Source organism: Nocardia jinanensis (genome assembly GCF_014645735.1).
Lineage (GTDB): Bacteria > Actinomycetota > Actinomycetes > Mycobacteriales > Mycobacteriaceae > Nocardia > Nocardia jinanensis.
Genome location: NZ_BMMH01000008.1, coordinates 46148 through 63391, shown reverse-complemented (window position 1 = coordinate 63391; position 17244 = coordinate 46148). Strand labels below are relative to the sequence as shown.

Sequence of the window (17244 nt, the reverse complement as noted above, 5' to 3'; positions counted from 1 at the left end):
AAGAAGTTATTGATCCGTTAGAATCTGATGACACAAATTCGGTCCGTCGTAGACGCAATTTCTCGGCCAGCCGCGACCCACGGGCAGCTCCACCCGTCGAGCCACTATTGCGAGTGTGGAGTTCCGCTGATGGTGCATGGCTGGGGCCAGGTTGGAAAGTGAGTGGGAATGCGTGACGCCGCTAGGTCCGGCACGAAGCGCTGGGCGCTGAGTAACTGGGACCTTCGCTGGAAGGTTACGGCCGTGCTGGCTGTGCCATTGGCGGTCGCGGTCGGGCTCGGCGTGTCCAGGATCTCGGCGGAATGGAGCAACGCGAACCGGCTGGGTTCCGCTTCGGAGAACGTCAGCATCGTTCCTTCCGTCCTCGATCTCAGTACGGCCACGTCCGCGACGGCGGGCTCTCAGGTGATCGCCATCGCGCCGGGCCGCTCGATGGTCACCGAGGAAAACCTGACCACCCTGGACGAAGCGATCGCCGCGGCCGAATCCGCGCTCGGCGAACTCGACGATCTACCGGTGGCCCGGCAGGCGCTCACCGAGATGATCGATCAGGCCAAGGGAGTTCGTGCCGCCGGCATGGCGCCGTCGAATCTGCCCCCGGCTCAGGCCGTGCAGGTTCTCGACAAAGCGCGTAACGCCGGTGTCCGGGCCGTGGAGGCCATCCTCGGAGAGGTCGGTGACGCATCGATCGACCCGGCGAAACTCCGGCTCGTCGACGCGCTGAACCTGCGTTCCACCATGGTCGGTGAGATCACCGCCGCGGCCGAACTGCTGCGCAACCAGGAATCCGGTGAGCAGGCCTACCGCACCGCGACCAATACCGAACGCGCACTGCTGAACATTCTGAGCCAGCGCTACAACGCCGAGGATCCCGATATCGCGATCCTGCGCCAGGGCATCGACAATCGTGCCGGAATGCTCGAGACCCCCGAGGCGCAGGCCGGTCGGCTGCCGCTGGGCGAGGCCCGGCAGTCCCTGCTGGACAGCACCGGGACCACCGACAAACTGATCGCCGAAGCCACCTCCTCGATCGACGACGGTGTGCGGACGATGGCCGACAAGGCCCTCTCCGACGCGGTCGTCTACTCGATCGTCGTGCTGCTGACGATTCTGGCGGCGCTGCTGCTCGCGGTGTTCGTGGCCCGGTCGATGATCGTGCCGCTGCACCGGCTGCGCCTGGCCGCCCTGCGAGTGGCCGAGAGCGATCTGCCCGACGAGGTCGCCCAGCTCCGTACCGGTGCCTCGCCGGAAGAAGTGCCGCTCGAACCGATGCCCATCCGGTCCGAGGAGGAGATCGGCCAGCTCGCGCGCGCGATCGACGATATCCACGGGCAGGCGCTGCGCCTGGCCAGTGATCAGGCGCAGATGCGTTCCCAGGTCAACGATATGTTCGAGACCCTGGCCCGGCGCAGTAAGTCCCTCGTCGACCATCAGCTCAGCCTCATCGAGGCGATGGAGTACGACGAGAAGGACCCGCGCCTGCTGGAGAACCTCTTCCGGCTGGACCATCTCGCCGCGCGTATGCGCCGTAACGGCGACAACCTGCTGATTCTCGCCGGTACCAAACAGCGTCGCGCCAAGTCCGCGCCCGTCGAGATCGCCGACGTCCTGCGCGCCGCGATCTCCGAGGTCGAGGATTACGAGCGCGTCAAACTCGGTGCCACCCCGCGCGGTGCGCTGATCGAACCGGCCGCCTCCGATATGGCGCACCTGTTCGCCGAACTCTTGGACAACGCTCTGCGCGCTTCGCCGCCGGAGACGGATGTGAAGTTCACCTTCGCCCAGGCACACGATCAGGGTCTGCTCATCGAGGTCGCCGACCGCGGTATCGGTATGCCGCCGAGCGAGATGGCCGAGATCAACCGCCGACTGGAGAACACCGCCGAACCCGGTCCGGATACCGCGCGGCACATGGGTCTGTTCGTCGTGGGCCGGCTCGCGGAACGGCACGGTCTCAACGTGCGGCTGCGCCCGACCTTCGATACGGCCCGCGATCCGGGTGTGACCGTCACCGTGCACGTGCCGATGAGCCTGATCGTCGCCGGGGAGACCCAGATCCTCCCGCTGGCGACCGGCTCCGGGCCGCAGCCCCTCGTCGCGAACGACACCGGGAAGAAGAAGCCCGAGGAATCCCCGGACGAGGCTGCCGCGGCCGCGCTGCGCGGCGGGCCGGGCGGACCCTCCATGCAGACCCGCGGCATCAGCCGCACGGCGGCCGGCAACATGATGGTCACCGTCGATCCCGGTATGAGCGGTCCGCTGCCGGCCGTCGAACGGCCCAAGCCGCCGGAGCGTCCGGCCACCCCGGCGCCGCTGGGCGCCGGTGGGCTGCCGCAGCGGCAGCCGGGCAACGCCATGGCCGGTGGCCTGCGCGAGGGTGAGCAGGGGACCACCAGCCTCCGGGAGGCCAGCGCGGGCAGTACCGCGCAGCGCGGCAAACTGGCCGCGGCCAGTTTGCCCAAACGCAATCTGGGTTCGGGTGGCGGCGGTGCCACGCCGACCCTGCCGCCGCGTGGGACCGGCGAAGGTGCCACGCCCACCTTGCCGCCGCGTACTCCGGGCGGATCGGCCGCGGGTGGCCCGCCGCCACGGGAGACCAAGATCGGTCCGGGTGGGCTGCCGCAGCGGCAGCCGGGTACCGCCGGCTCACCGCAGCCGGGTACGGGCGGATTGCCGCAGCCGGGTACGGGCGGATTGCCGCAGCCGGGTACGGGCGGATTGCCGCAGCCGGGTACGGGCGGATTGCCGCAGCCGGGTACGGGCGGATTGCCGCAGCCGGGTACGGGCGGATTGCCGCAGCGTCAGCCCGGCGTCAACGGGGCCCCGGGAAGTCGCCGAGAGGCCGCCCCGGCTCGCCCGGAAGAAACTTCGACCGAAGCCGCGTCCGAGACCGCCGCGCCGCCGCGCGGCCTCGGATCGCTGCCTACTCGTCAGCAGCGGTCGGGCGGTCTGCCGCAACGGGATCCGGGTGCCAACGGGGCTCCGACTCGCGACGGCGGAGCCTCCGGTTTGCCGCAGCGCGGTCCGGCCGCGGGTGGTCCGGTCCGGCGTGAACAGGAACCGCGTCCCGCCACCGAATCGGCGTCCGGTGGGCTGCCCACCCGGCGGGAGCCGGGTTCCACGGGTCTACCGCAGCGCGATACCTCCGGCGAACTGCCCAGCCAGCGGGGTCCGGCGACCGGCGGAGGATTGCCGCAGCGGGACACCTCCGGCGAACTGCCCAGCCAGCGGGGTCCGGCGACCGGCGGAGGATTGCCACAGCGCGACACCTCCGGCGAACTGCCCAGCCAGCGCCCGGCCGCACCCGGCGGGCTGCCGTCGCGGCGGGAAGCGCCGGGTAGCGGTCTGCCGCAGCGTCCGGCGTCCGGTAATGGTCTGCCGCAGCGTTCTGGTACCGGTCTGCCGCAGCGTCCGGCCTCCGGCGGCGGTCTGCCGCAGCGTGGTGCCCCGACCGAGAACGGCCGCCCGGGACGGGAGAGTTCGAACCCCCTGCCGCAGCGGGGCGCCGCGGCGCCGAACCGACACCCGCAGACCGGTGAGCCCGGTGCACTGCCGCGGCGGGAACCCGGCGGCTACACCGCCGAACGGTTCGACAACCCGCCCGGTGTCGCGCTGCCGCGGGAACCCGAACCCGCCGAAGGCTCCGCGGCCGCACGAGAACCCGGTCGGCACAGCTACAAATCCAACCCGGCCAAAACAGCGTCGTTCTTCCAGACCCGGTTGCAGCCGGCCGAGGAGACCGACAGCGTGCTGGGCGGGACGCCCATCTTCGCGGAGATGATGTCGGCGTGGCTGTCGGATTCCGATACCGATCGCTCCCAGGCCGTCGCGTCCTTCGAATCACCGGGCGACGAGGGCTGGACAGCGGCCCGGCGGGCCAGTGAAGTCGAGCCCGAGACCCGTACCGCGGCCGGTCTGCCGCAGCGTAATCCGGGTAACCGGTTGGTACCCGGCGCCGTCAACGGGGCCCAGGAGCGTACGCCGAGTCGCAATCCCGACACGATCCGGTCTAGTTTGAGTCGGCACCAGCAAGGTGTTCGGGATGGCCGTGCAATGAGAGCAATGAACCTAACCGGAGACAAAGGAGACCGATGAACCCCGAACTAGGTGGTACGAACCGTCAGTTGGATTGGCTGGTTTCGAACTTCGCAGGCGAGGTTCCTGGCGTAGCCCATGCTGTTCTGGTCTCGGCCGACGGCCTGCTGATGGCGGCGAGTGCTCAACTACCGGTCGATCGGGCCGAGCAGCTCTCGGCGGTCACGGCCGGACTGGCGAGTCTCTCGGTGGGTGTGTCCAATCTGTTCGAAGGCGGCACAGTACTGCAGTCCGTCGTCGAAATGGAGCACGGCTACCTGCTGCTGATGGCGGTGGGCGACGGGTCATATCTCGCGGTTCTGACCAATACGTCCTGTGATATCGGACAGGTCGGCTACGAGATGGCTTTGTTGGTCGAACGCGTGGGCCAGACAGTTCAGGCCACTCCACGCGTCACGATGGGTTCCTGATGGTGGGATGGACATAGAGGATCACCGCGTGGGAGGCTCCGAGCCCAGTCTCGTGCGCCCGTACTCGCTGACCGCCGGTCGTACCCGACCGAAGGTGGAGTTGGCGCTCGAGGCTCTCGTCGCGTCCCATCCCATCTCGCTCGAACGCCAGTACGAACTGAGCAATATCGAAAACTCGATAGTCGAATTGTGCAGGGAGTCGCAATCGGTCGCCGAACTAGCGGCTCGACTGGGTATACCGATCGGGGTGGCGCGTGTACTTGTAGCGGACCTGATCGAAGCCGGGCATGTCCGCGTTTCGGCGACATTGAAAGACGATTCCAGCGACGATGAACGTCGCGAGCTGATCGAAAGGGTTCTCAGTGGACTCCGGCGTATATGATTCGACGGCACAGGTCGATACCCGCCAGACCAAGCCGACTTCGGCGAAGATCGTGGTCGCAGGTGGGTTCGGCGTGGGCAAAACGACGCTGGTGGGGGCAGTTTCGGAAATCGTCCCGTTGAGAACCGAGGCTCTGGTGACCAACGCCAGTGCCGGGATCGACAGTCTCGCGGGTATCGAGAGCAAATCCACCACCACAGTGGCCATGGACTTCGGCCGGATCAGCCTGGCCGAGGATCTGGTGCTGTATCTGTTCGGCACCCCCGGCCAGTACCGCTTCTGGTTCATGTGGGACGACCTCATCCGCGGCGCGATCGGCGCGGTCGTGCTGATCGACACCCGGCGGCTCGAGGACAGTTTCGCGGCGGTCGACTACTTCGAGGCGCGCAACCTACCGTTCCTCGTAGCGCTCAACCAGTTCGACGACGCCCCGATGTACCCGATCGAGGACATCCGCCAGGCGCTGGCCGTTCCCGCCGATGTGCCGATCATGCCGATCGACGCGCGACGCCGGGAACCGGCCAAGGAAGCGCTGGTGCGGCTGACCGAGTACGCGCTGCAGAAGGTCACCCGGGGCTACTGATCCGGCTGCCCGTCATACTGGTCGGCGTGCCGGTGTGGACAGACGCGGTGCCGGGTGCCCCGGGGCGGCTCCGATGACGCCGCCGCGGATCGGCTCCCGGCAACTGCTCGAGACGCTACTGGATCCGGGCTCCTTCGTGAGCTGGGATTCCCCACCCCTGGATGTGGCGCGGACCGGTATCTATCGGTCCGCGCTCACCCGCGCGAGCGCGGCGGCGGGAACCGACGAATCGGTGCTCACCGGTGAAGGTCTGTTGCGCGGACGGCGGATCGCGGTCATCGCGTGCGAGTTCGGCTTCCTGGCCGGGTCGGTGGGGGTGGCCGCGGCCGAGCGGATCGTCACCGCGGTGGAGCGGGCCACCGAACTGGGGCTGCCGCTGGTCGCCTCACCCACCTCGGGCGGCACCAGAATGCAGGAGGGCACTCTCGCCTTCGTGCAGATGGTGAAGATCGCCGGGGCGGTGACGGCGCACAAATCGGCCGGCCACCCCTATGTGGTGTATCTGCGCAATCCGACCATGGGTGGCGTCTTCGCTTCGTGGGGGTCGCTCGGGCACATCACCTTCGCCGAGCCGGGCGCGCTCATCGGGTTTCTCGGGCCACGGGTGTACGAGGCGCTCTACGGTCATCCGTTCCCGGAGGGAGTGCAGACCGCGGAGAACCTCTACCGCAGCGGGGTGATCGACGGGGTCGTCGAGGTCGCGGTGTTCCGGCGGATCGCGCATCGCGCGCTCAGTGTTCTCAGCGGGGTCGTACGGCTGCCCGATGAAGCGAAAACCACTGCTGCCCAGGATGTCCGGCCCGTCGGTCCCGCCGCCGAAGCCTGGGAGTCGGTGCTGGCTTCCCGGCGGCCGGACCGGCCGGGGCTGCGCGAACTGTTGCGCCGGACCACGCAGCGGGTGCCGCTCAGCGGTACCGGCCAGGGTGAGACGGATCGGACCGTGGTGCTGGCCCTCGCGCGCTTCCACGGCCGGCCGTGCGTGGTCTTCGGGCACGATCGCGCCCACCAGGATCCCGAGCACACCATGGGTCCGGCCGCGCTCCGCGAAGCGCGCCGCAGTATGCAACTCGCTGCCGAACTGGAGTTACCGCTGGTGCTGGTGATCGATACGATCGGCGCCGCACTGTCCAAGGAAGCCGAGGAGCGCGGCCTGGCTCCCGAGATCGCCCGGTGCCTGGCCGATCTGGTGACATTGCGGACCCCCACGATTTCGGTTCTGCTCGGCCAGGGGACCGGGGGCGGTGCGCTCGCACTGCTGCCTGCCGACCGGGTGCTGGCGGCGACGCACGGCTGGCTCGCGCCGCTACCGCCGGAGGGTGCCAGCGCCATAGTCCATCGCGATACCGAGCACGCATCGGAACTGGCTGCGGCGCAACGTATCCGGTCGGCGGATCTGCTGGCCGACGGGATCGTGGACCGTATCGTGCCCGAGTGCCCCGATGCCGCGGACGAACCGGTCGACTTCACCCGCCGGATGGTCGAGGCGATCGCCGGCGAACTCGCCGTGCTGAGCGCGCAGCCGCCGGCTGGGCTGCGGGCGACCAGGCAGCGCCGTTATCGCCGGTTGGGGGTCCCGACCCGGAACGCCGGACCCGACGGGTATCCGGAGACCGGTCTCGAGTGAGGTCTCGGGGCTTGTCCTGAGTGGGATCTCGGGAGTGCCGGTGAGAACTCGGAGTCGGTTGCTGCCGAGGCCCGCCGACTCCGCGTGAGGTTGCCGGGCTCCGGCCCGTAGCTGTGGGTTGGTTCAGTTCTCCGGCTCGGGATCGGACCGCGTCCAGGCCAGGATCATCGCGGGCGCGCAGCCACCGGCCAGCAGGGTCGCCAGGATCATCACCCCGCCCGCGTAGGCGGTGCGGAAGGCATCGGTCTCCGGGAACAGCGCGCCACTCCACACCAGGTACATCATGGGGAATACCGACAGGACCTGGGTGATGGTCAGCCCGAGTGAACGGGCGGTCTCGCGCCGGGCGAGTTCCAGTTCGTCCAAGGTCTCGGCCGGCGCGTTGTCCTGGGAGTCGGCGACGATACGCACCATGACCCAGGAGGGCAGGAAGATCAGTGCGCCGGCCCCGCCCAGCAGCGCTGCCCATTCGAGCCCGAAAGCGCACAGTACGCCGGCCACGAAGATCAGGGTCAGTGCCGCGACCACCGTGATCACGAGGGCCCGTCGGCGTCGCGTCGTGCGCCACCCCGGCAGCATCCCGGCGATCTGCTTCTCCCGGACGAGCCAGCGCCGGATGCGATAGGCCTCGTAGCGCTCGAGCAGGTTTTTCGGTCCGATGGCAGTGGTCATGACTGCTGTCCTTTCTCACGGGAGTACACCTCGGCCGACAGTGGGGTGAACTCGGTTCTGGCGAACACCGCCTCCACCGGCAGCTGGAACACCTCGCAGATCCGCAGAGCCAGATCCAGGCTCGGATAGTGATTGCCGCGTTCGAGCGCGCCGATGGTCTGGGGGTTGACGTTCACCGCATCGGCCAGGGCGACCCGGGACATCCGGTGTTCGGCCCGCAGTACGGCGATCCGGTTGAATATCGGTAGAGTTTCCCCGCGTCTTACTGGGCTCATGCAATCAAGTGTTGTAAAAACACAATGATCTGTCAAGTATTTACATGCATCTTTATCAGCTGGACACGAACCCTGCGTTCGTTGACCTGCCGCCGAAGCGCTTCTACCGTCGAGGCCGTGACCACTAGACGTGAGACCGGTGTAGTGCCTCCGATCGTGTTGAACGACGGAAGCCTCATCCCGCAACTGGGCTTCGGGGTGTTCCAGGTGCCGGAGGGCCAGGTGTTCGACACTGTCACCGCCGCGCTGAACGCGGGCTACCGCAGCATCGACACTGCGGCGATCTATGGAAACGAAGAGGGCACCGGACGCGCCATCCGGCAATTCGGGCTACCTCGTGACGAGATCTTCGTCACGACGAAATTGTGGAACTCCGACCAGGGCTACGACTCCACCCTGCGCGCATTCGACGCGAGCCTGCAGCGGCTGGGCCTGGACTACCTGGACCTCTATCTCATCCACTGGCCGGTGCCGTCCGCCGATCGTTTCGTGGACACCTTCCGTGCGTTCCAGCGGTTGAAGGTAGACGGCCGGGTCCGTTCCATCGGCGTCTCGAACTTCCGGAGCACCGACCTGGATCGGCTCATCAGCGAAACCGGGGAAACTCCCTCGGTCAACCAGATCGAGTTGCATCCCCGGCTGGCCCAGCGCGAACTGCGCGATTACCACGCCGAACACGCCATCGCCACGGAGGCCTGGAGCCCGCTGGGACAGGGGACGCTGCTCGGCGATCCGGTGATCACCCGGATCGCCGCCGAGGTGGACCGCAGCCCGGCGCAGGTGATCATCCGCTGGCATCTGCAACTCGGCAACGTGGTGATCCCGAAATCCGTGACACCCGCGCGGATCGTGGAGAACTTCGACGTCCTCGGGTTCGAGCTGTCGGCCGAGCAGATGCAGGCGATCTCGGGCCTGGACGACGGAACCCGCACCGGTGCCGATCCGGACACCTTCGCCGTGGGCCTGGAGTAGCTGTGTTTATTTGCCCCGCCTTCGGCGGGGCGGGCGGGGCCCTATTAACCCCGGTTCTTCACTCCTTCGCTCAGTCGCTGCGCTCCTTCGCTACGTCGCTCCAGAACCGGGGCGGGCCCCGCCTGCTGAGGTGGACCATCCGGATAGGTGGAAGGTGTCCGTAAAGGTGTGCCTCGGTCGGGTAATGGTGGTGGGGGCACGGCTTGTCGGTCGCTGATCTTCGACGGCCTGTTTACGGGTTCGATCGTTGGGCTGCTTCGGTACGACGCTCCAGAACCGGGGCGCGCCGCTGACCGGGAAGGACCTCGACAGCCTTCCCGGGCAGGTCGCGCTTCTGTGGCAGAGTGGGGTAACGCATCGTTATCGGCGGTTGTATCGGTATTCGTTCAGCGGGGAAGGACAGACATGCTCGGGGTCAGCCGTGACGGCGATGTCGTCACCATCGAATTGCAGCGCGAAGAGCGGCGTAACGCGCTGAACCTGGAGCTGGTCGCCCAGCTCCGCGAGGCGCTGTCCAATGCCCGCCGTGATTCCCGGGTCATCGTGATCACCGGTCGCGGTCCGGTGTTCAGTGCCGGCGCGGACCTGGACGGGGTGTACTCCACCGAATTCCTCGACGCCCTGCTCGATATGCTGCACGAGGTCGAGGCCATGCCGGTTCCGGTGATCGCCGCATTGAACGGTCCCGCGCTCGGCGCGGGTGTGCAGTTGGCGATGGCGGCGGATCTGCGGGTCATGGCCCAGGACTCCTACCTCGCCATACCGGCCGCGAAACTCGGTATCTCCGTGGACCGTTGGACCACCCGGCGTCTGGTCTCGCTGATCGGCGGCGGCCCGGCGCGTACCGTTCTGCTCGGCGCCGAGCCGATCTCGGCGTCCGACGCCTACACCTTCGGATTCGCCAACCGGCTCGGCACCCTGGCCGACGCCCAGGGCTGGGCGAAGTCCATCGGCGAACTGGCGCCGCTGTCGCTGCGCCATCTGAAACTGGAACTCAACGACGACGGCACTCGGGAACCGGCCAACAACGAACAGCAGGCCGCATTGGAGGCAGCATGGTCCAGCGCGGACGCCGAAGAGGGCAGGCAGGCCCGGCAGGAGAAGCGTCCCGCCAAGTTCGTGGGCAAATGATGAGGCCACGCGCTGTCGCCGCGGCCGCGGCCGGTCTGGCCGGGATGACCGTATTCGGCTGGGTGGCGCGGGCCCTGGACGGGTTACCGGCCGCACTCGGCGCCTCGGTCTCCGCGATCGCACCCACCGCCACCGGCGCTCGCAGCTACCGCGACCGTCAGTTCCACAACACCGAGCCCGCCTCGCCGATCGTCGTGCGCGAGAACCCGACCGGCCTGCTGGCGTTGGTGGCCGGAATGCGGGCGGGCCGCCCGAAGGGCGCGGTGCCGCTCGCCGAACCCGAACAGCCGAATGCGGCCGCGGACCTCGCGGTCACCTGGTACGGGCATGCCAGCGCGCTGATCGAGGTCGACGGGTACCGGGTGCTCACCGACCCGGTGTGGAGCGAGCGGGTCTCGCCGTCCCGGCTGGTCGGCCCGTCCCGGATCCACCCCGTTCCGGTCGCCCTGGACGATCTGCCGCGGGTGGACGCCGTGGTCATCTCCCACGACCACTACGACCATCTCGACGCCGACACCATCGCCATCCTGGCGCGCACCCAGCAGGCGGTTTTCGTGGTGCCCATCGGAGTCGGCGCGCATCTGCGACACTGGGGCGTGCCGGAGGCTCGGATCGTCGAACTGGACTGGGGCTGCTCGTATTCACTGTCAACACCCGGTGACGACCGTCCCGAACTCACGATCATCTGCGCCGAGGCCCGGCACTTCTCGGGGCGCGGTCTGGTCCGCAACACCACGCTCTGGGCGGGCTGGGCTCTCGTGGGCCCGAAGCACCGGGCATATTTCGGTGGTGACACCGGATTCACCAAGGCGTTCGCGGCGACCGGCGCGCAATGGGGTCCGTTCGATCTGACCCTGCTGCCGATCGGCGCCTACGACTCGCACTGGGCCGATATCCACATGAACCCGGAAGAGGCGGTGCGCGCGCACGCCGACCTCTGCCTCGGCGAACCGGAGCACGGCGTTCTGGTCCCCATCCACTGGGCGACGTTCAACCTCGCACCCCATCCCTGGGCCGAACCGGTCCACCGGCTGGTGGATGCGGCCGCGGCGGCGGATACCGAGATCGCGGTACCGCTGCCCGGTCAGCGGCTCGATATTCGTGACCTCCCGCCCGGGCGCCCCTGGTGGGAAGATATGCAGTGAACACTTCCGCACGGCGACAGGGAAGGAATCGGCTATGAGCTTGATGGACAACCTGAAGAATCTGGTCGGCAAGGGCCAGGAAACGGCCGCGAAGAATTCGGACAAGATCAACCAAGCGGTCGACAAGGCCGGGGATTTCCTCGACCAGAAGACCAAGGGCAAGTACTCGGACAAGATTCAGAAGGGTAAGGAGGCCGCCCGCAAAGTGGTCCCGCCGGAGCAGCCGGGCGGTCCCGGACAGGCCGGCGGGCCGGGCCCGGATCCGCGTCCGTGATCCGCGGCGGGCCGCCGAACGGGGTTGTCCGCCCGCGGATGTGATCCGGGGTGCGCCGGAGTTTCGAAGGTGAGCCCGGCCGGCCGGATATCGAAGTCCGGCTGAGCAACCCGGACAAGGTGCTGTATCCGGAGACCGGTACCACCAAGGGCGCGGTGATCGAGTACTACGCCGAGATCGCTCCGGCCATGCTGCCGCATCTGGCGGGTCGGCCGGTCACCCGTAAACGCTGGCCGGACGGTGTCGGCGCGTCCTCGTTCTTCGAGAAGAACCTTCCCGCCGGCACCCCGTCCTGGGTGCCGCGCCGCACCCAGCGGCATTCCGACCGCGATGTGACCTACCCCGTCATCTCGTCCCAGGCCGGACTGGTCTGGCTGGGTCAGCAGGCGGCGCTGGAGATCCATGTGCCGCAGTGGCGGTTCGACGGCGACGAGCGCGGTCCGGCGACCCGGCTGGTGTTCGACCTCGATCCCGGTCCGGGTGCCGGGTTGGCCGAATGCGCGCGGGTGGCGCTCGGGATCCGGGATATGGTCGGCGAGATCGGGATGCGCGCGTACCCGCTGACCAGCGGCAGCAAAGGTATCCACCTCTACGTTCCGCTGGATCGGGCGCTGAGTCCGGGCGGGGCGTCGACGGTGGCCAAACAGGTGGCCGAGAATCTGGAGAAACTACTGCCCGATCTGGTGACGGCCACCATGGCGAAGAAGGTCCGCACCGGCAAGGTGTTCCTGGACTGGAGTCAGAACAATCCGTCGAAAACCACGATCGCTCCGTACTCGCTGCGTGGTCGCGCCGAACCGAATGCGGCGGCGCCGCGCAGCTGGGACGAGATCGAGGACGGCGCGAATCTGCGGCAGCTGCGGTTCGGCGAAGTATTGCGCCGGTACCGGTCGGACGGTGACCTGCTCACGGGTCTGGACCCGCCGCTCGACGACGCCCTGACGAAGTACCGGTCCATGCGGGATCCGGCGCGGACCCCCGAACCGGTGCCCGCCGCGTCGCCGCTGCCCGGTACCGGAGACCGGTTCGTGGTGCACGAACACCACGCGCGCCGTCTGCACTGGGATGTCCGGCTGGAACGCGAAGGCGTCCTGGTCTCGTGGGCGGTGCCCAAGGGACCACCGGACAGTCCCCGTCAGAACCGGCTCGCTGTGCACACCGAGGACCATCCACTGGAATACCTGGATTTCCACGGCACCATCCCGGCGGGTGAGTACGGCGGCGGCGAGATGTCGATTTGGGATACCGGCAGATACCGCGCCGAGAAATGGCGGGACGACGAAGTGATCGTGGTGCTGCGCGGCAACCGGCTGAACGGGCGGTACGCGCTGATCCGCACCGAGGGCGACCAGTGGCTCATGCATCTGATGAAGGAGCAGCCCGCGCCCGCGGGCGAGCTGCCGCGCGGACTGACGCCTATGCTGGCGACCAGTGGTGAGGTGGCCGGACTCCCGGAATCGAACTGGGTTTTCGAGCGCAAATGGGATGGCTTCCGGCTCATCGTGGAGATCGACTTCGGTGCGGTGCGGTTGCGCAGCCGTGCGGGCAACGATGTCACCGCCCGCTACCCCCAGCTCGCCGGACTGGCCGCCGACCTGGGCGCCCATCAGGTGGTGCTGGACGGGGAGATCATCGTCCGCGGCCCGGACGGTGCGGTGAATATCGCGCTGCTGAAGGCGAACCCGCGCCGCGCGGAATTCGTGGCGTTCGATCTGCTCTACCTCGACGGCACCTCCCTGCTGCGCAAACGCTACAGCGACCGCCGCCGGGTACTGGAGGCGCTCGCCGCCACCGCGCCCGCGCTGCGGGTGCCACCGCCGTACGAGGGCAGCGGTGCGGACGCGGTGCGGCAGAGCGAGAAGGGCGGGGTGGAGGGGGTCGTCGCCAAACGGCTGGATTCGGTGTATCTGCCCGGGACCCGTGGTCACGCCTGGGTGAAACAGCGCAACTGGCGGACTCAGCGGGTGGTGGTCGGTGGGATGCGGCGCAGCCGCGCCCGCCCGTTCGCATCCCTGCTGGTGGGGATCCCGGCCGAAGAAGGTCTGGTGTACGCGGGCCGGGTGGGTACGGGGTTCGGCGACGCGGGTATGCGTGAGCTGGCCGCGCGGCTGCACCGGCTGGAACGCAGGACCAGTCCGTTCGTCGACGAGATGTCGGCCGACGAACGCCGCGACGCGATCTGGGTGACGCCGAAGGTCGAGGGCACTGTGCGGTACATGGATTGGACCGAGACCGGCCGGCTCTGGCATCCCGCTTGGCTGGGTGAACTGTGAGCGCCGTCCTGTCTTCGCTGCGCCCGTGTCCCGAATTCGCTGGGTACTGTGATGTCCGAGCGAGTTCGAGCAAGGAGCAGACGATGGATTTCAAGGGCTTGGCGAACAAGGCACTGGGTTTGGCGCGCAAGAACGCCGACAAGGTGGACCCGCTGATCGAAAAGGTCGGCGACGCGGTCGACAAGAAGACCGGCGGTAAGTACGCGGGGCAGGTGGACAAAGCACAGGAGGCGGCACGGAAAGCTGTGCGCGACCAGAAGAAGTGAGCGAGCACGGATCGGATCGATCCGGTCGACCGCTTCGGTAGTACGGGAGAGTCGATCTCGGCACGCCGCGACGGCACATCGTCGCGGCGATGCGCGAGACCATCTCGAACCGATCCGGCGCCCGGTGAATTCACCAGTGGCGCCGATTCCTCACAACAGTATTTCCAGCGTCAGAGCGGCGGCGCATACCGCCACGACCACTGCCAGGGCGAGGGCGTCGTTGCGGCCCGGGGTGGCCGGGCGTGCGGTGAGTTGACCCGTCCCGCCCCGCGCGGTGATCGCCTCGCCCAGTTCCCCGGCTCGCCGGGTGGAGACGGCCATGGCGGCGGTGAGGATATCGATCACCGGGTCGGTGGTGCGGTGCAGCAGATCGGGTTTGGGGCGTAGCCGGCGGGCGGCACGCAGAATACGGATCTCCTCCAGCAGTAACGGTAGACCGCGCAGGGTGAGGGCGACTACCACCGCCAGTTCGTCCACCGGGACACGCAGTGCGCGCAGCGGACGGCCGAGAGTCGCCAGTGCCGGTGCGATCTCGCTCATGGGGGTGGTCCAGGCGATGAGCATGGACGCCGCCACCAGGATCAGTCCGAACACCACCACCTGCGCGTAGCGCAGGACGGCGGCGCCGCCGACGGGCACATTGATCAATGCGCCCAATCCGATCAACAGCCAGAAAAGGAACGGCAGCCGGGGCACCACCCCGAGCGGCAGCCGCGCCACGAGGCCGATCGCGATCAGGAACACGATCATGATGCCGAGGATCGGCCAGCTCGGCAGGACCATCAGCAGCAGACTGATCAGGAACGCGGCGATCATTTTGGTTCCGGCCCACAGGTTGTGGACCGGGCTGGTCACCGGGACCCGGCGCAGCAGTACGGTGCTCATCGCGCACCTCCTCGATCGATACCGTGGGCGTCGCCACCGCGCAACCGCCAGGCGGGGCCCGGGGCCGGGTGGCGCGCCGGGCCGGGTGGGTCGGGCGGGGCGGGCGCGGTATCGGCTTCCGTTCCGGGAACGGGGACCTGTGCGGCCTCGGTTTCCGGGATCCGGCCCGCGCGCAGGTGGACTATGCGGTCGCAGATGGTGGCCACATCCTCGACATCGTGTGAGATGACGATCAGCGTGAGGCCCGAATCACGCAGGCGTGCCAGCAGTTCGACGATATCGGCCCGGCCCTCCGGGTCCAGCCCGGCGAGCGGTTCGTCCAAGACCACCACCTGCGGGTGAGCGGCGACGATGGCCGCCAGCACCACCCGCTTCGCCTGACCGCCGCTGAGTTCTTCGATGGACCGGGTGGTCAGTGCGCGGTCCAGGCCGACGGCGTCGAGAGCTTTGCCCACGGTGCCCGATCCGGTGCCGTCACCACCCCAGTCGGCGACCTCCTCACCGACGGTGTGCCGCTGCAACTGCAGCCGCGAATGCTGGAAGGCCAGTTCCACCCGGCCGATCTGTTTGCTGACCGGTTTTCCCGCCAGATCGCAGCGCCCGGTGCTGGGCGCGATGAGCCCGGCCATGATCCAGGCCAGCGTCGATTTTCCGGACCCGTTCCCGCCGACGACCAGCAACGCCTCGCCGCGTCGCACCGACAGATCGACCCCGTGCAGCGCGGGCGCCTCCCAGGGCGTGCCGCGGTTGTAGGTGTGCCGGACTCCGCGTAGTTCGAGCAGTGTGTCGCCCATGGGACGGCGGCGTTGCGCACGGGCCGGTTTCGGCCAGGCCGGGAGATGGTCGACCATCCGGCCCGCGGCCAGGTGCACCACGCGGTCGGCGGCGTCGGCGTCGGCTTCGTGATGGGTTACCAGCACCACCGCCATGGCATGCCGTTTCGGCAGCGCGGCCAGCAGCGTCACCAGTTCGCGGCGACCGTCCGGGTCGATCATCGAGGTGGCTTCGTCGGCGATGAGCAGGGCCGGCCGGCGGGCGAGGGCCGCCGCGACCGCCAGCCGCTGCTGCTGACCGCCGGACAGGGTCGCGGTTTCCCGGTCGCCCATCCCGTCCAGGCCGACCTCGTGCAGGAGGGCGTCGATATCCACCTCGGCCGCCGGCGCGGCCGGCAGACCCCAGACGACATCGTCGGCGACCAGTACACCGAGTGTCTGGCTCTCCGGTCGCTGGAGGACCAGCGCGGTTCCGCCGCGGTGGCCCAGTCCCGCGGAACCGGGACGGTCGACTGTGCCGCTGCTGGGCGGCAGTCCGGCCAGCAGCCGGGTGAGGGTCGATTTGCCCGAACCGTTGTGCCCGACCACCGCGACGAACTCGCCGACTTCGACCCGCAGATGGATACCGGTCAGCGCGTCCGCGGGGGCACCGGGGTACCGGTATGCGGCGGCGCGCAGGGCGACCGGTAGCGGTGCGATCGGGCGGTGGTCGGCGGGCGCGTCGAGCCGGTCGGTGCCGGGCAGCCAGGCGAGCCGGTCCAGGACGGAACCGAGTACGAACCACGAGACCAGGGCGGTGACCACGGTCCCGGCCATGACTGTGCCGCCGATATAGACCCACCACCACTGCAGGATCGTTTCGGTGAGACGCAGTACGCCGCGGCCCAGGGGTTCCAGGTGCTGCTGGCGGGAAGTGAGCTCGTTCAGGCCGGTCGCGGTATTGCGGAGGGTGTCGAAGAGCAGGTTGCGGGTCGCGGAGAAGGTCAGCAAGAACCCGATCGAGAACGCTCCCCAGGCGACGCCCGCGAGAAGCGACAGCCCGGTGACCGCGACGAGGCCACCGTGGCGGCGTTTGACCGTGCCGACGATGCCACCGATGGTGGCGGTGGCGACCATCGCCATGGCGGCGGTGAGCCCGGCCGCCACGAAGGTGACCAGGGCGGCCGATACCGAGGCGGTGAATACGGCCCGGAAGCGGTAGCGGTGCGCGAGCAGGCCCATGGGCACCGCCGCGACGAGTTGGAGCGCGGCCGCGAAGGGTACGACGGTGCCGATGGTCACCAGCCCGACGGTGACTCCGCCCAGTACGGCCCCGGTGGCGAGCTCGATCGGGCGCAGGGCGGTACCGCGCTCGAGTCCGCTCTGCTCGGTCCCGTCCGGTGTGGCGTCGGGCCCGCGCGAGCCGAGCGCGGTGGCGCCGGGGCCTCGGTCCGGTTCGCCGGGGCGGGTGGCTGCGGACTGGTCACTCACGAAGTCAAGTCTGC

Annotated in this window: 15 protein-coding genes; 11 read left to right on the top strand and 4 right to left on the bottom strand. The window is 68.6% G+C overall.

The window, feature by feature from the left end; genetic code table 11:
- Positions 1-243 precede the first annotated feature (243 nt).
- The 5 genes from IEY68_RS19645 to IEY68_RS19625 all read left to right on the top strand — a co-directional run bounded on the left by IEY68_RS19645 (position 244) and on the right by IEY68_RS19625 (position 7094).
- Positions 244-4095 carry an ATP-binding protein gene (locus IEY68_RS19645; RefSeq protein ID WP_229718877.1) on the top strand — a complete coding sequence of 1284 codons (3852 nt, stop codon included), beginning with the start codon at positions 244-246 and terminating at the stop codon, positions 4093-4095.
- The gene (locus IEY68_RS19640) at positions 4092-4505 is read left to right on the top strand and encodes a roadblock/LC7 domain-containing protein (protein ID WP_030522784.1); all 414 of its coding nucleotides are present in this window, start codon (positions 4092-4094) and stop codon (positions 4503-4505) included. Before IEY68_RS19645 ends, IEY68_RS19640 begins: the two co-directional genes overlap by 4 nt.
- Before the next feature lie 7 nt (positions 4506-4512).
- Positions 4513-4887 carry a DUF742 domain-containing protein gene (locus IEY68_RS19635; protein WP_058853843.1) on the top strand — a complete coding sequence of 125 codons (375 nt, stop codon included), beginning with the start codon at positions 4513-4515 and terminating at the stop codon, positions 4885-4887.
- Entirely contained in the window at positions 4868-5470 is a 603-nt protein-coding gene (locus IEY68_RS19630) for a GTP-binding protein (RefSeq protein ID WP_189094391.1), read from the top strand. The genes IEY68_RS19635 and IEY68_RS19630 overlap by 20 nt, the downstream gene beginning before the upstream one ends.
- A 73-nt stretch (positions 5471-5543) precedes the next feature.
- Complete coding sequence (locus IEY68_RS19625; RefSeq protein ID WP_058853844.1) at positions 5544-7094, top strand: carboxyl transferase domain-containing protein; 1551 nt, start codon at positions 5544-5546, stop codon at positions 7092-7094.
- Positions 7095-7217: 123 nt separating this feature from the next.
- Here the strand turns inward: IEY68_RS19625 and IEY68_RS19620 are convergent, their stop codons facing one another.
- Both IEY68_RS19620 and IEY68_RS19615 read right to left on the bottom strand, forming a co-directional pair.
- On the bottom strand, positions 7218-7766 hold the full coding sequence (locus tag IEY68_RS19620) for a hypothetical protein (RefSeq protein WP_058853845.1): 549 nt from the start codon (positions 7764-7766) through the stop codon (positions 7218-7220).
- Complete coding sequence (locus IEY68_RS19615) at positions 7763-8041, bottom strand: helix-turn-helix transcriptional regulator (protein ID WP_062998219.1); 279 nt, start codon at positions 8039-8041, stop codon at positions 7763-7765. The genes IEY68_RS19620 and IEY68_RS19615 overlap by 4 nt, the downstream gene beginning before the upstream one ends.
- Positions 8042-8158: 117 nt before the next feature.
- On the opposite strand from IEY68_RS19615, the gene IEY68_RS19610 reads away from it, so the two are divergent.
- From IEY68_RS19610 to IEY68_RS19585, 6 genes are all read left to right on the top strand, one after another.
- Complete coding sequence (locus IEY68_RS19610; RefSeq protein ID WP_058853847.1) at positions 8159-9013, top strand: aldo/keto reductase; 855 nt, start codon at positions 8159-8161, stop codon at positions 9011-9013.
- A 405-nt stretch (positions 9014-9418) separates the two neighbouring features.
- On the top strand, positions 9419-10144 hold the full coding sequence (locus IEY68_RS19605; RefSeq protein ID WP_058853848.1) for an enoyl-CoA hydratase: 726 nt from the start codon (positions 9419-9421) through the stop codon (positions 10142-10144).
- Positions 10141-11289, top strand: a complete 1149-nt coding sequence (locus tag IEY68_RS19600) for an MBL fold metallo-hydrolase (RefSeq protein ID WP_156426073.1) — start codon at positions 10141-10143, stop codon at positions 11287-11289. Before IEY68_RS19605 ends, IEY68_RS19600 begins: the two co-directional genes overlap by 4 nt.
- Positions 11290-11323: 34 nt before the next feature.
- Complete coding sequence (locus tag IEY68_RS19595; RefSeq protein WP_058853849.1) at positions 11324-11563, top strand: antitoxin; 240 nt, start codon at positions 11324-11326, stop codon at positions 11561-11563.
- Between the two features lie 50 nt (positions 11564-11613).
- Positions 11614-13836 carry an ATP-dependent DNA ligase gene (locus tag IEY68_RS19590; RefSeq protein WP_058853850.1) on the top strand — a complete coding sequence of 741 codons (2223 nt, stop codon included), beginning with the start codon at positions 11614-11616 and terminating at the stop codon, positions 13834-13836.
- An 83-nt stretch (positions 13837-13919) separates the two neighbouring features.
- Positions 13920-14102, top strand: coding sequence for an antitoxin (locus tag IEY68_RS19585; RefSeq protein WP_058853851.1), 183 nt, complete (start codon positions 13920-13922; stop codon positions 14100-14102).
- 150 nt (positions 14103-14252) lie between these two features.
- Here the strand turns inward: IEY68_RS19585 and IEY68_RS19580 are convergent, their stop codons facing one another.
- Together IEY68_RS19580 and IEY68_RS19575 are read right to left on the bottom strand one after the other, a co-directional pair.
- Positions 14253-14987, bottom strand: a complete 735-nt coding sequence (locus IEY68_RS19580; RefSeq protein WP_058853852.1) for a CbiQ family ECF transporter T component — start codon at positions 14985-14987, stop codon at positions 14253-14255.
- Positions 14984-17098: an ABC transporter ATP-binding protein gene (locus tag IEY68_RS19575; RefSeq protein WP_189094406.1), complete on the bottom strand. Its 2115-nt coding sequence runs from the start codon at positions 17096-17098 to the stop codon at positions 14984-14986. The genes IEY68_RS19580 and IEY68_RS19575 overlap by 4 nt, the downstream gene beginning before the upstream one ends.
- Positions 17099-17244: the final 146 nt, after the last annotated feature.

Coding starts and splice junctions, on each gene's coding strand:
- IEY68_RS19595 (WP_058853849.1), top strand. CDS start 11,324: ATGAGCTTGATGGACAACCTGAAGAATCTGGTCGGCAAGGGCCAGGAA.
- IEY68_RS19640 (WP_030522784.1), top strand. CDS start 4,092: ATGAACCCCGAACTAGGTGGTACGAACCGTCAGTTGGATTGGCTGGTT.
- IEY68_RS19635 (WP_058853843.1), top strand. CDS start 4,513: ATGGACATAGAGGATCACCGCGTGGGAGGCTCCGAGCCCAGTCTCGTG.
- IEY68_RS19600 (WP_156426073.1), top strand. CDS start 10,141: ATGATGAGGCCACGCGCTGTCGCCGCGGCCGCGGCCGGTCTGGCCGGG.
- IEY68_RS19605 (WP_058853848.1), top strand. CDS start 9,419: ATGCTCGGGGTCAGCCGTGACGGCGATGTCGTCACCATCGAATTGCAG.
- IEY68_RS19585 (WP_058853851.1), top strand. CDS start 13,920: ATGGATTTCAAGGGCTTGGCGAACAAGGCACTGGGTTTGGCGCGCAAG.
- IEY68_RS19625 (WP_058853844.1), top strand. CDS start 5,544: ATGACGCCGCCGCGGATCGGCTCCCGGCAACTGCTCGAGACGCTACTG.
- IEY68_RS19615 (WP_062998219.1), bottom strand. CDS start 8,041: ATGAGCCCAGTAAGACGCGGGGAAACTCTACCGATATTCAACCGGATC.
- IEY68_RS19620 (WP_058853845.1), bottom strand. CDS start 7,766: ATGACCACTGCCATCGGACCGAAAAACCTGCTCGAGCGCTACGAGGCC.
- IEY68_RS19580 (WP_058853852.1), bottom strand. CDS start 14,987: ATGAGCACCGTACTGCTGCGCCGGGTCCCGGTGACCAGCCCGGTCCAC.